Source organism: Mesorhizobium qingshengii, from assembly GCF_027563465.1.
In the GTDB taxonomy this organism is placed as follows: Bacteria; Pseudomonadota; Alphaproteobacteria; order Rhizobiales; family Rhizobiaceae; genus Mesorhizobium; species Mesorhizobium qingshengii_A.
Window position 1 is genome coordinate 1 of the sequence record NZ_JAPFQA010000020.1, and the last position, 12,729, is coordinate 12,729.

The 12,729-nt window shown below is 59.7% G+C and carries 14 protein-coding genes and 1 pseudogene; 10 read left to right on the plus strand and 5 right to left on the minus strand.

Annotated features, from left to right (window positions below; all coding sequences use genetic code 11):
• Together OOJ09_RS27610 and OOJ09_RS27615 are read left to right on the plus strand one after the other, a co-directional pair.
• A partial coding sequence (locus OOJ09_RS27610) for an SDR family NAD(P)-dependent oxidoreductase (protein WP_269908230.1) occupies nt 1-375 on the plus strand: 375 nt, incomplete at its 5' end.
• Between the two features lie 172 nt (nt 376-547).
• A pseudogene (locus tag OOJ09_RS27615) lies at nt 548-865 on the plus strand (NapC/NirT family cytochrome c); the annotation flags it as partial.
• 263 nt (nt 866-1,128) lie between these two features.
• On the opposite strand, the gene OOJ09_RS27620 reads toward OOJ09_RS27615, so the two are convergent.
• From OOJ09_RS27620 to OOJ09_RS27630, 3 genes are all read right to left on the minus strand, one after another.
• Nucleotides 1,129-2,331, minus strand: a complete 1,203-nt coding sequence (locus OOJ09_RS27620; RefSeq protein WP_420107558.1) for a DUF1501 domain-containing protein — start codon at nt 2,329-2,331, stop codon at nt 1,129-1,131.
• Nucleotides 2,328-3,689, minus strand: coding sequence for a DUF1800 domain-containing protein (locus OOJ09_RS27625; RefSeq protein WP_269908232.1), 1,362 nt, complete (start codon nt 3,687-3,689; stop codon nt 2,328-2,330). Before OOJ09_RS27625 ends, OOJ09_RS27620 begins: the two co-directional genes overlap by 4 nt.
• Before the next feature lie 640 nt (nt 3,690-4,329).
• Entirely contained in the window at nt 4,330-4,764 is a 435-nt protein-coding gene (locus tag OOJ09_RS27630; protein ID WP_269908305.1) for a hypothetical protein, read from the minus strand.
• Between the two features lie 416 nt (nt 4,765-5,180).
• Between OOJ09_RS27630 and OOJ09_RS27635 the strand changes: the two genes are divergently transcribed.
• From OOJ09_RS27635 to OOJ09_RS27645, 3 genes are read left to right on the plus strand one after another with little or no spacing between them, the layout of a single operon-like run.
• Nucleotides 5,181-5,594: a DUF5602 domain-containing protein gene (locus OOJ09_RS27635; RefSeq protein ID WP_269908233.1), complete on the plus strand. Its 414-nt coding sequence runs from the start codon at nt 5,181-5,183 to the stop codon at nt 5,592-5,594.
• Nucleotides 5,591-6,139 (plus strand): plastocyanin/azurin family copper-binding protein, encoded by a 549-nt coding sequence (locus OOJ09_RS27640; RefSeq protein WP_269908234.1) that lies wholly within the window; start codon nt 5,591-5,593, stop codon nt 6,137-6,139. The genes OOJ09_RS27635 and OOJ09_RS27640 overlap by 4 nt, the downstream gene beginning before the upstream one ends.
• 56 nt (nt 6,140-6,195) lie before the next feature.
• Entirely contained in the window at nt 6,196-7,026 is an 831-nt protein-coding gene (locus tag OOJ09_RS27645) for an ATP-binding protein (RefSeq protein WP_269908235.1), read from the plus strand.
• A gap of 17 nt (nt 7,027-7,043) precedes the next feature.
• Here OOJ09_RS27645 and OOJ09_RS27650 read toward each other — a convergent pair whose 3' ends face one another.
• Nucleotides 7,044-7,895: a LysR family transcriptional regulator gene (locus OOJ09_RS27650; protein ID WP_269908236.1), complete on the minus strand. Its 852-nt coding sequence runs from the start codon at nt 7,893-7,895 to the stop codon at nt 7,044-7,046.
• 187 nt (nt 7,896-8,082) lie between these two features.
• Here OOJ09_RS27650 and OOJ09_RS27655 point away from each other — a divergent pair, with 187 nt between their 5' ends.
• From OOJ09_RS27655 to OOJ09_RS27670, 4 genes are all read left to right on the plus strand, one after another.
• A complete protein-coding gene (locus OOJ09_RS27655) occupies nt 8,083-8,856 on the plus strand; it encodes a gluconate 2-dehydrogenase subunit 3 family protein (RefSeq protein WP_269908237.1) in 774 nt (257 codons plus the stop codon).
• A 23-nt stretch (nt 8,857-8,879) separates the two neighbouring features.
• On the plus strand, nt 8,880-10,649 hold the full coding sequence (locus OOJ09_RS27660) for a GMC family oxidoreductase (RefSeq protein ID WP_269908238.1): 1,770 nt from the start codon (nt 8,880-8,882) through the stop codon (nt 10,647-10,649).
• A gap of 115 nt (nt 10,650-10,764) precedes the next feature.
• The gene (locus OOJ09_RS27665; RefSeq protein WP_269908239.1) at nt 10,765-11,172 is read left to right on the plus strand and encodes a c-type cytochrome; all 408 of its coding nucleotides are present in this window, start codon (nt 10,765-10,767) and stop codon (nt 11,170-11,172) included.
• 33 nt (nt 11,173-11,205) lie between these two features.
• On the plus strand, nt 11,206-11,418 hold the full coding sequence (locus OOJ09_RS27670; RefSeq protein ID WP_269908240.1) for a hypothetical protein: 213 nt from the start codon (nt 11,206-11,208) through the stop codon (nt 11,416-11,418).
• A gap of 5 nt (nt 11,419-11,423) precedes the next feature.
• Here the strand turns inward: OOJ09_RS27670 and OOJ09_RS27675 are convergent, their stop codons facing one another.
• Nucleotides 11,424-11,795: a DUF488 domain-containing protein gene (locus OOJ09_RS27675; RefSeq protein ID WP_269908306.1), complete on the minus strand. Its 372-nt coding sequence runs from the start codon at nt 11,793-11,795 to the stop codon at nt 11,424-11,426.
• Nucleotides 11,796-11,940: 145 nt separating this feature from the next.
• Between OOJ09_RS27675 and fsa the strand changes: the two genes are divergently transcribed.
• Nucleotides 11,941-12,597, plus strand: coding sequence for a fructose-6-phosphate aldolase (gene fsa / locus OOJ09_RS27680; protein ID WP_269908241.1), 657 nt, complete (start codon nt 11,941-11,943; stop codon nt 12,595-12,597).
• Nucleotides 12,598-12,729: the final 132 nt, after the last annotated feature.

Below are 12,729 nucleotides of genomic sequence, written 5' to 3' on the forward strand. Positions count from 1 at the left end.
GTGATGTATGCGAAAAAATCCGGCAGCGTCATCAATACCTCATCGATTGGTGGGTTGGTGGCAGGGCCGATGCCGGTATCGCCCTATGTGACGTCAAAGTTTGCCATTCACGGCATGACGCGCATCGTAGCGAACGAAGCAGCACCCTATCAGGTTCGCGTCAATTCGGTTCATCCCTCGCCCGCCAACACGCAAATGATGCGTTCGCTGGAAGGCGGTTCAGGCAGCTCGCAGGAAGATATCGCGCGCTCCATTCCACTTGGCCGCTATGCCGAGGGCGAAGACATCGCCAATGCCGTCCTGTTCCTGGCCAGTGAGAAATCCAGCTTCATCACCGGGTCGCAACTCCGTGTGGATGGCGGCATGCTGAGTTGAGAAACTGGCGACATCAACCTGGCCATCCGGACGAGCGGCATGCCGATATACTAGTGACGCGGGGCCAGCCCTTCTCAGCGCGGGTGGCTGGGATGCGAGGCGAACCCGTAGGGGCACCTTTTGCGGGGAACTAGACGAAAGGCAGGTTTCAGGAAAAGAAGGATGCACCGAGAACGGCGGAGATGAGGGTCGCAACTGCCATTCCTCGGTCGCGATGGACCTATCGAAACAAGCTCCGCGCGCAGCCGAAATTCACACGCGCTACCTTCCGTCCGGCGAGGCGACTTGCATCGAGTGCCACAAGGGCATCGCGCACGAGCTGCCAAATATGAAGGCGTCGACCCGGGCTGAAAGGTGCCGCCCGAAACTGCAGGGGGACGTGCTGCCACAGGCCACCGTGTTCGACAGGCTCGAGAGATTCAGCCGGGGGCATGCCATGTTGGACGCGCCCACGTCGTTCCGGATCGGTGCCGTTCTCGCCAAGGACTGAATGGCAGTGCTCCATGCCTGCTGAACAGGCGTCTATTATTCTCGGATCCATTTCTCGGAACCCGTTGCGGTATCGAGCCGGATGAGATCGCCTCAGAACGGATCGATGCGGAACGGCTGCTTTCAAAGCTACCTTGCCAAAATCCGACCGTCCGCATCCGGGCCAAAGCCGCCGGTCAGCAATGCGCCAGATCTCGGTCGTAGCAGCGGCCCCCGCCTCCCGACGAAAAGCGGACATCGATCCGAAGAAGGCGGATGAGCGCGCTACCCGATCAGCCCGTTCAAAGGCCTGACGGCGATGCTGGATGGGAATACACGCTGCGACAGGGCGAACTCCGAGACACCGAGATGGTCGCGCAAAAGGCCCTTCAGCACCGCACGAAGATCGGTGGTTGGCATGAGATCTCGGCCTTGATGCAGTTGGGAGTTTCCAAGTCCCGGCCAGTCCGCCACCACCCGTCCACCTTTGACGGCGCCACCCATCAGGAAGGCCGTCGTGGCGGTACCATGGTCGGTCCCCTCATTGCCGTTTATCCGCGCCGTGCGACCGAACTCGGTGATGACGACGATCACGGTATCGTGCCAGACGGACTTTAGGCCGCTAGCCAAACCGTCCAAAGCGTCATCCAAGGCCGCCAACAGCCTTGCCAGCTTTCCGTGTTCGGCGCCCTCGTTCGCGTGCGTGTCCCAGCCGTCGAAGACGAGTGCGGCAATTCGCGGGCCAGACTCGGCCGCGAGCAGTTTCGCGGCGCCCTCCGCCGCCTCACGGAAGGAAGGCCCTGCCGTCTTTGTGCGCGGCACGGGAACGTCACCATGACCTGACAGACTGTCAATTTCGCGGCCTTCTACGAAGGCACGCAAGAGCGCCGGATCGATTTCGCCATAAAGCTCCAGAAGACGACTTTGCGTGTCCGGAGAAGCTGACTGGAAATTTGGCGGCGTCCACGTCAATGTGGGCGCGGCACCACGGAAAATCAGCGGAACGGTAGGACTAATGGCCAGCCCGACTGGCCGGGCGACCTCGATCTGATCGCCAACCGGAAGTTCCAACACCGCACGATTGAGCCAGCCGGATACTGTATCTCTTGGCCCAGGCATGCCGCTTTCCAGGACATCCTGGCCGTCGAAATGGGAACGATCCCTGTAGGGCGTGGCCACGGCATGGACGATCAGGGTGTCGCCGGCCACGTAGTGTGCGTGCAATGTCCGCATCGCATCATGCAAGCTGAAAAACCCATCCAGCGACAGGATACGCCCGATGCCGGCCACGCCAATTGCAAGCTCGCCCCGCAGCCGCGCGTAATTCGGGTCCCCGATGGGTGGCACAACGGCCAGACCGTCCAAAGCTCCGCGCAGGATCACGACTACCATTCGCGGATCGCGCGGCGCAGCGTAGACCGTGCGTGGCGTTCTCGACCAGGCAACGAAACTGCCGCTTGAGATACACGTTGGCGGCATCCCCGTCATCTCCGCTGGAACTCTGGACTCATGAGCAACAAAGCCAGCGCCTGGGATCTCGTTTGGGCACGGGCAATATGCTCCCGCGTACTTGCAGAACAACGCTTGCCCAACACCGCATCGGTGAGAGCCAGCGGGTCCAGGTCAATACGGACCCGCGCCGCCAGTTCTTCGGCGAAATCGAGGCGATCGGTCATCGCATTGCCAGCCAGCCAGCTATCGGCGTGATCGGGAAAACCATTGGGGGCGTGTGGATTCCACAATGGCTGACCCAGGGCGCTCAACACGCGTGCGACCTGTGCGACATCGATGCCGAGACCCAGAGCCCTGAGAGCCGACCACAGGAACTCACCTGGGCTCTTGATCTTCACCACCGGCCCCCACGCCTTGTCGTGGAGAAGCAGCGTTCGAACACACGCTTTGAGGTCCCCGCCACTCTCCAGGAAGACTGCCGTGACCTCCTCGGCGATGTCCGGCGCGGGGTGATCGCTGACGAAGTGACGGACGAGCTTCCAAGCGATCCGCCTTGCTGTTGCTTCATGGGCCGCAAGAGTGGACAGAACCGCTTCGCCCTGATCCAGGCCGGTTTGCGGATAGTCGACATCCATGACCCGCTGGCCGCCAGGCTCATGTGCATCCGCGACGAACCAAAAGCATCCATAGTCATCGGCAAGCTCATCGTCCCCGCTTGCCCCCCTGTAGCTCCAGCCGGTCAACACTTTCGACAGCGCGGTGACATCTGCTTGCGAATAGCCAGCCTCGACCCCTACCGTGTGCAATTCGAGCAGCTCGCGCGCGTGGTTTTCATTGCACCCGCGTCCTGACTGGCGCCCGATCACCGAATTCGGCCCGACCGAAATTGCGCTGTTGAAATAGGAGAGCATTGCCGGGTGCCGGCTTGCGGCGACGAGCATGTCTTCGAAACGCCCGAGGACGAAAGGCCGGATGGCTTCCCGCTCGAATGCCGCAGCGGTGCGCCGGACAGTGCCATTGGCGCCGGTCTCCACCACGAAATGGTTCATCCAGAATGTAACCAGCCGCTCGACGAGCCCTGTCCTGACGATCAGGGCGCGGTCTATCCGGGCCTGCACTTCCGCTTCGAACACCCGGCGATCGATCGGCACGAAGAAGGAAAGGCGTCGGATTGCCGCCGCGAGATAGCCCCGCGGTAGCCGATCCTGGCGATGTCGCTCCGTGATGATCTCGGCCGCGGACAGGAGATCGCCGCCTCTCAGGAGGGCAATGCCAGGTTCATCCAGCTCATCCAGAAGGACACCGCGCGGATCGTCACCCAATAGAGACAGGTCGCCCGATCGCGGCCCGAGACCGAAGCGATGAAACCCAATCGATGCGGATGCGAAAACCAATCTTTCCCACCCCAGCCAGGGAAGCAATATTGAATGGAGGCAGTATTGAATGTATTTCGCAATATACGTCGCAAATCAGCAGAAAAAAGTATCCCGTTGAGGTATGCAATTATGCAATAGAGGTACCTGACCAGTATGTTGATCCAGCCAGATTTCTCCTTTCGGCTTGCCTCCGCCAACAGCACCCGCTTGGCCGGATCGCCGCTTAGGCGGCTGCCGGGCAGACATCGGCTGCGTCGTGCCATGCGCGAAGGGGACCAGCGCAATATTGACTAACCGAACTGGTCGGAAAAGGAGCTGGAGGGCAAGCTTCACAAACACCTGGAGCAGGCAACAGGCGAGGTGTCGACATGCTGAAGTTCGCCGACACGCTGACAGACGGGATCGGCAAGCAGTTTCCCGATAAGTTCAAGGCCTGAAGCAAGTCATCCTGCAGGCTCCCAGGATAGCTGGTGCAATATACAACCTCACCAGCCGCATCAAACCCCACAGAATGGTGGCGGCTCGCCGAAGAACCAGTGGCTGCCGGAACTTACGAGCGCCATCGTGCAGGCGGGAGGCAGAGGGCGCCGCCTCGCCAGCTGGCAATCTTGCAGCTGAAGCGGCGGCGCAGCGTCTTCGCTGGCCTAACGTTGGGCACTCAACCGTGCGCCATTAAACGTTTCAGCCACGCAAGAACCTTGCTGCCTCCGAGCGTCCCGCGCACCCTGCCGGCCGCCCAGTCGGACCGCATCGTGGCACCGGCATGGCAGCTGCAGACGATTTCATGCAGCTGCCAGTCGGACAGTTCGAAGAAGCGCTTGGCTTCGCCGTAGGTGTCCGATTTCAGGCCCGAAGCACGCAGCACTGGATCATCGAAGGCAACCGTTATCGGAGACCCGGTTGCCCGTGCCTCGTCGCGGATCCCGGAGTAAAGATGCTCGGTGCCAGTGAGCGCGGCCAAGCAGCGCGACGGATGCATTTCGAGCAGTTCCGCCCACCGTTCGATCCGCTGCACTCTGGTCATCAGCAGGGCCGGCGCCATAGGATTGATGTCGGCGATTGACTGCAGTTCGTCGAATGTCTGATGTTTCATGACTAGCTCCTGTTCTTGGCTTCCAGCGGCGTCCACAGCCTGTTGTCCTCGACCTGTGTGGTCTTCGCCGTCTGAGAACTCGCGGCTAAGAGATCAGGGGCGCAAGCCGATCGGTTGCCCAACCGACTTTCAGCAGACATCAAGCAGCGGTATTCAAAGCTGAAAAACTATCATCGATCTCTAATGTTCCAGCGGCAGGAGCAGATTTCGTGCGGCCGGCCACAAAGATAAGGAACAACCACAGGTATGCAGAAATAGTGCACTGAAATGGCAGTTAATTTCGTTGGACGAACACAAGGGTCTCCTACTTACTGGCGGCACGAACAGGCCATATCAACAGCAAAATCACATTTTTGCCGGTCTCCCAAATTCGGCCATCGCGGCTTTGGAATTCGACAAAACAAGGAGATACCCTTATGAAAAAACTCGCCCTCGCTCTTGTCGCGACAATGGCCAGTTCGGTTTGCGCCATGGCGGCGGCCGACGTGGCCAAATCGCCGCCGGCGGCGCCTTACCAACAGGTAAGCAAGCTGGTGAAGCTGCCTGACTTTCTGCCGGGCATGGGCCAGCTCTTCGTCGATCCCGCGACGCTGCCGGCCGGTCCGTTCCTTGCTTATGATCACGATGGCAAGCTTGTCAGCACCATTTACATGCTGCCGATCAAGGATCTCAACCCGGACACGCGTTTTGACAACCTCGCGGCACCGGGCGGAAACGTCGACCATGTCGACGTCTACTACAATGCCGGCCACCCAGGCGTCGACGTCCCGCATGCCCACGTCGTGCTGTGGCATGTCCCGGTCGCCGACCAAGCGCGGGTCGCCAAATGACACGCACGCGTCGTGAGATCCTGGGCACGGGCGGCGGGCTTGCCGCCTTCCTTTCCCTATTCCCATTGGCCGCGTGGGCCAGCGCGGTGGTGGACATCAGGATGCAAGGAAGCGGCGACGGCTCGCACGTCTGGTTCGACCCGATCGGCATTCTGATCAAACCAGGGCAGACGGTGCGCTGGATCAATCTCGACTCCGGCAATTCGCATACGACGACAGCCTACAATCCGGCGAACTTCCACCGACCTCGCCGCATGCCAGAGGCCGCAAAACCGTGGGACTCCGACTACCTCCTGCCTAGCGAGAGCTTTTCGGTTACCTTCACCGAGCAAGGGGTCTACGATTACTATTGTATCCCGCATGAGCATGCCGGAATGGTCGGCCGTATTGTCGTCGGCGAACCCCAGGCGCATGAATGGACTGAACTGGCTGGCGCGAATGGCGGTCTCCCAGAGGAGGCCCTCAGGGCGTTTCCAGCGGTCGAAGACATCATGGCAAAAGAGATCGTACGGCGACACGACTATCAGCAGCAGGGAGAACCCTGAATACGACGATGCGGGTGGCCCCCGCAGTCGTCATTGACCGGCAGCGGACAGCTTTCATGACAGGCAACATTGTCTCATACGGACCTCGATCACGATCTCGGACGGAACACGACGAGAGCGCTTATGTGTCGGACATGCCTCTCGATGTCCGCACTGCAGGCCAACAACGTGAGCGTGCGACGCATCGGCTTGCCGCGCTGGGCGAAATGACAGGCGGTATAGCCCATGATTTCCGAAACCTTCTGACAGTCATCGAATCCGGCCTGAGGTTCGCCGAGAGACGTGCCGACGAGCCTGAAAGCGTGCGGGCCTACATTGCGGCAGCGCGGGATGGGATCGATCGAGGGATCGAGCTAAGCTCGCAGTTGCTTGCCTTCGCAAAGCATCAAGAACTTGATGCCCACGCCGGCGACTTGAATGAGTTCCTCAGGTCCTTCGAGCCATTCCTCAGATATGGCGCGGGACCTGACGTCCGTATCAAGCTCGAACTTGGTTCGGGTGTCCCGCACTGCCTGATCGATCCAGCATTTTTCGACGCAGCGGTGCTCAATCTCGTCATCAATGCGCGGGATGCCTTGCCAAATGGCGGCGAGGTACTGGTCACTACCGGGCGATTGGTGCAGACGGCGTCGTCACCTGATCCGCCCGGGCCGGGAACCTACGCGTACGTTCGCGTCAAAGACCACGGTTACGGCATGCCTCCGGAGGTCTTGCAAAAGGTATTCGATCCCTTCTTCACCACGAAAGGCGAGAACGGAACGGGGATAGGACTCTCGCAGGTCCAGGCATTGGCACAGATGGTTGGTGGCCATATTCGCATTGCGAGTGACCAAGGAATCGGAACGACAGTCGACCTCCTGTTCCCGGCAATCCAAGCGGAGACATAGACGTCGAACAACAATTCCTACAATTTGGTCTCGTCACGTGCGACCGAATGCAACCCTGCCAGGGCAGGGCCCACTACGCTCTCGTCCGCATTTGCGGATCGCACCGCGTAGACCGGATAGGAGAACTGCGGCATGTCAGGCACGAGATGGAGCCGGCCGGCCGCCAAGTGAGGCTGCGCGGAGCTCATTCTGAAATATCCGGAACCGCCGGCCGCAAGGACATAGTTCAGTGCGAGCGGGCCGAGATCGAAAGAAAGATCCGGCGCTGCCTCCGGAAAATTCATCCCATGGTGAAGCGTAAAATCGGGTCCCCAGTCCATATAGACATAGTCCGATCCGTCCGGCTGATATCCATCGGGGTTCGTCGTCACAAGCACCAGCTTCTCTTCGATGAGCAAATCAATCTTCAGGCCGGGCCTATGTTGGGGCGCGTACATGATTGCTACGTCCACAGTCCCTGAAGCGACTTGGTTGATCAAATCCTGGGGCACGTCGACGTGTACCCGAAGCGCGATATCCTGCAGCGAGCAGCGCATCCATCGGACCCAATCGAGCAGAAGCGGCTGCGCAAGGCTGACTTCGCTGCCTACCGTCAGAACAGCCCGGCGTCCCGGAGGCACGGCAACCTGATGAAGGGTGCGCTGCCACAGCTGGACGAACATCGGGGCGTGACGCAGGAACTGCTCGCCGGCCGGGGTGAGCGAGGCGCCGCCTTTGTGCCGAACGAAAAGCGCACGGCCCAGTTGTTGTTCCAGGTTGCGGATTCGTGCGCTTACGGTCGTCTGGGCGACATTCAAACGTTCAGAGGCCCGAATGAAACTTCCTGTCGAAACGATCTCGATGAAGGTGCGGGCGAGCTCAATGTCCATAGCGCACATAGCATAAAAATTGCGCTTAAATGTCAATGAATTTCGTTTGCTAGATAGTAAGCGCAAGCAATAGGGTTCGAGGAAATCCACCAAGCTTAGCGCTGGATGCTGCGCAGCGCCGGTTGGAGCGAGCGCAAGCTCTCTCCAACCTCCCCATCGTTTTGCCTGCAGCGTCACAGGAGAAATCATGTCGACGAGACAAAAGAGCCAAGGTGATGTGGGGCGTCGTGACTTTCTGAAACTGTTCGGCGCGGCCGGAGCTGCCGGAGCGGCAGCGAGTGCTCTGCCGCTTGGCGGCTCCGCATCGGCGGACGACCTCATGGCCGCGACCGCCGCAGATACGAAACATCACCACGGGATTGCCGCCACCGAACCTCATGCTGGAGGCTCTGGCTATGAATTCTTCAATGTGGACGAATCCGCCTTCATCGAAGCGGCGGTCGATACGCTCCTTCCAAGCGATTCAACCGGCCCCGGCGCCAAGGAACTCGGCGTTGCGACCTACATCGACCGGCAGATGGCCGGTGGATACGGCAAGGGTGACCGCCTGTATCTGGAAGGGCCATTTGGCGAGGGTACGCCCGAGCAGGGCTACCAATTGCCGATGACGCCATCGGAACTGATCCGGGCCGGCATCGCCGACGCCAATGCCTTTGTGCAGAAAACCCACAAGAGCACCTTCGATGGCCTTTCGGCAAAAGATCGTGCCGAGGTGCTTGCCGATCTCGAGGGCGGGAAGGTCGAGCTCCCAACCGTGCCCACCGCGACCTTCTTCGGGCTGCTGCTTCAACTGACGATCGAGGGCTATTTCGCCGACCCGATGTATGGCGGGAACAAGGACAGGGCGGCCTGGAAGATGATCGGTTTTCCAGGCGCAGACGCCATGTACATGGACAAGATCGAACCCTTCCGGAACAGGCCCTACAAGGCTGAACCCAAGGGCATCCAGGACCTCATCTAGCCGACGGAAAAGGAGACTGTAACATGGCCACCAAACTCAACGCTGTCGATGTCCTGATTGTCGGCCTTGGATGGACAGGCGGCATCATCGCCAAGGAGCTCGCGTCGACCAAGCTGAAAATCGTCGCCCTTGAGCGGGGAGGCCCACGCGACACCAATCCGGACTTCGTCGACCCGCAAATCCACGACGAACTGCGCTACGCCGCCCGCCACGACCTCATGCAGAACGTGCGGCGGGAAACCATCACATTCCGCAACAGTGAATCGCAAACGGCGTTGCCGATGCGTCAACTCGGCTCGTTCCTGCCCGGCCAGGGCGTTGGCGGCGCTGGCGTGCACTGGAACGGCGTCACCTGGCGGTGGCTCGAATGGGACCACCAAGCGCGCACCAGGACGGTCGACAAATATGGTGAAAAGATCATTCCTTCGGATATGCACCTGCAGGACTGGCCGATCACCTATGACGATCTCGAGCCCTATTACGACAAGTTCGAGAAAACCTGCGGCACCTCGGGCAAGGCCGGCAACATCAACGGTCGGAAGATCGATGGTGGCAACATCTTCGAGGGATCGCGCAAGGACGAGTACCCCAATCCGCCGATGATTGCCGCGCAGAGCATGGTGATGTTCGACAAGGCCGCCCGCAATCTCGGCTACCACCCTTTCCCCAACCCGTCGTCGAACGCGTCACGGGATTACGTCAATCCCGACGGTGTGGCCTTCGGGCAATGTCACTATTGTGGCTTCTGTGAGCGTTTCGGCTGCGAGGCGAACGCGAAGGCGAGCCCGCATTTCACCGTCATCCCGCTGGCCGTGAAGAACCCGAATTTCGAGCTGCGCACCAACTCGATCGTGCTGAAGGTCAATCTCGACTCGACCCGCAAGAAGGCGGTCAGCGTCACTTATCTCGACGCATGCGGGCGGGAGTTCGAACAGCCTGCCGACCTCATCATCCTCTCGGCCTATGCGCTCGGCAACGTCAACCTTCTGCTGCATTCGGGCATCGGCGTGCCCTATGACCCGGCAACGGGAAAAGGCGTGGTCGGCCGCAACTATGCCTATCAGTGCGGCGGAGGCGCTACGGCCTTCTTCGACAAGGAAACCATCCTGAATCGCTTCATGGGAGCAGGCGCGCTTGGCACGACCATGGACGATTTCAACGGCGACAACTACGATTTCGTGAGCGCCGGATACATCGGCGGCGGCGGTATCAGCTGCAGCAACTCAGGCGCCCGGCCCATCCAGTCACACCCAACACCACGCGGCACCCCGCGTTGGGGTTCTGAGTGGAAGAAGGCGGTGGTCGACAATTATGACCACGCGACCAGCGTCGGCAATCAAGGGGCGGTGATGGCCTACCGGCAGAACTATCTGAGCCTCGATCCGACCTACACCGACGTCTTTGGACGTCCGCTGATGAGGATGACGTTCGACTTCCAGGACAACGAGGTAAGGCAGATGAACGGTCAGGCCGATATCTGCGTGAAGATCGCCAAGGAAATGGGTGCGATCAAGGTCGATCGGAGCATTCCGCCCGTGCCGTATTCGATAGTGCCCTACCAGAGCACGCATAACACAGGCGGGGCAGTTTTCGGGGCCGATCCAAGCACCAGCGTCTTGAACAAGTATCTTCAAGTCTGGGATGTTCCCAACGTATTCGTGACCGGCGCTTGCGTGTTTCCGCAGAACGCCGGGAAGAACCCAACCGGACCAGTGGGCGCTCTTGCCTACTGGGCGGTGGACGCCATCAAGAATCAGTATCTGAAAGACCCCGGCCCCCTGGTTCCCTCCTGAGGCAACGCCTGCCGGATCCGCGGTTCGGATCCGGCAGGCCGGGTGTGTTTCGGACCGCATACCGCAGGGGCCGATTCTGCCGGAACCGACCCGCCGCCCGCTGAAAGAAGCAACCATGAAATCGACCATGCTTGGATTGATGACCGCAATTGTCACTGCAGTCGGGTCGGCCAATGCGCAGGACTTGTCCCCCGGCAAGGCGGAAGCCGGCGCAACCGTCTTCAAGAGGTGCATGGCCTGCCACTCGGTCGGCCCTGATGCGAAGAACGGAGCAGGTCCGGTCTTGAATGGGGTCGTCGGTCGAGCGGCCGGCGTGTATCCCGATTACAGCTATTCCGCGGCGAACAGGAATTCGGGTCTGACCTGGGATGAGCCGACACTGGCGACCTATCTGCACGCGCCGCGCAAACTGGTGCCCGGCACAAAGATGACATTCGCCGGTCTCAACAAGGACCAGGAGATCGCCGACGTGATCGCCTATCTCAAACAGTTCAATGCCCAGGGCCAGAAGGTCGGCCCCTGAGTCAGGCGCACGACCTGCAAAAGCTCAACCTTGATGAAATTTCTTCTGCGCGAGGGTCTTGGCCATTCCACGATCCATCAGATCGGTGACTGCCTGCGCAGCCATGGCACAGGTCATCACTGGATCGAACGATATCGCGGCGACATCTTCGTGTTCGTGTCGGACGCAGCCGACGAGGCAATCCTTAGAAACGAATTCACCGGCTGTCTCGATTCTGACAGCGCCGCAGAGACGGACCGGACATGACCTGTCTATCGATGCGTCAGCAAGATCTCCCTGAGAACGACGGCATCGTTGTGCGCTTCGTCGTGGGCCGAGTAGACGAGTGTGACCGTGCCTTCCCGGATCAGGCCGCGCAAGCGGTCGAGGTCATCGCGATGCTCGTGAATTTCTGCTGCGTACCGTCGACGGAATTCCTGCCATCGGGCTGGATCGTGTCCGAACCATTTCCGCAGTTCGGTGCTTGGCGCAAGTTCCTTCATCCAATGGTCGATCGCTGCTTCGGTCTTCTTGACCCCGCGCGGCCAAAGCCGGTCAACCAACACGCGCAGGCCGTCGTCGGCAGCGGGGCTCTCATACGCCCGTTTCAGTTTTACTTTGTCATTGGAGATTTCTTCACTCATCGACGTCGCTCCTGCACTGCTGTTGCCTGTCAAAGACATAGGGAATGCGGTCACAACTTCGAGAGCAAAATCAATTTTTGCGGAACCAAACTCAAGAAACCTCATCCAATCATTGGTGGACGTATTCACGTTAAGGAGAAAGACGATGAAGTTCTTTATCGATACAGCCGACATTTCTGAAATCCGTGAGCTTGCTGCAGCAGGTTTTCTCGACGGGGTGACCACCAACCCGTCCCTTATCGCAAAGACCGGCCGACCGATCAGGGATGTGATCAAGGAAATTTGCCAGACAATCGAGGGCCCGGTTTCAGCAGAAGTCACCGCGATCCACTTCGACGGCATGATCGCCGAGGGAGAGCGTCTGGCCAGCATCGCCGCCAATGTGACAGTCAAGGTGCCATCCACCTGGGATGGATTCAGGGCTTGCCGGGCGCTCAGTCGGCTCGGACACAAGGTCAATGTCACCCTGTGCTTCTCAGCCAACCAGGCACTGCTAGCGGCCAAGGCAGGCGCTACCTTCATTTCGCCATTCGTCGGCAGGCTCGACGATCTCGGTTTGGACGGCATGGAAGTGATCCGAGAAATCCGCACGATCTACGACAACGACAAATCGTTCACGACGGAAATCCTGGCATCCTCAATTCGCACCCCTCTTCATGTCAAACAGGCGGCGATGGCCGGCGCCGATATCGCGACCGTGCCTCCAGCAGTGCTCAGAAACCTTTCCAAACATCCACTGACCGACAGGGGCCTCGAGTCCTTTCTCGCCGACTGGGGCAGGACTGGGCAAGCGATCCTATAGTGGCCCGCAGCGGAATCGCCGAGCAATGCCATCATAAAAACTGCACTCAATTACCGATTAAATTCGTTTGCATGATACCGGCGATGGCGGGAAACTGCCGTGTGAAAAGCCCGATGCGTGACGTGGTTGGGA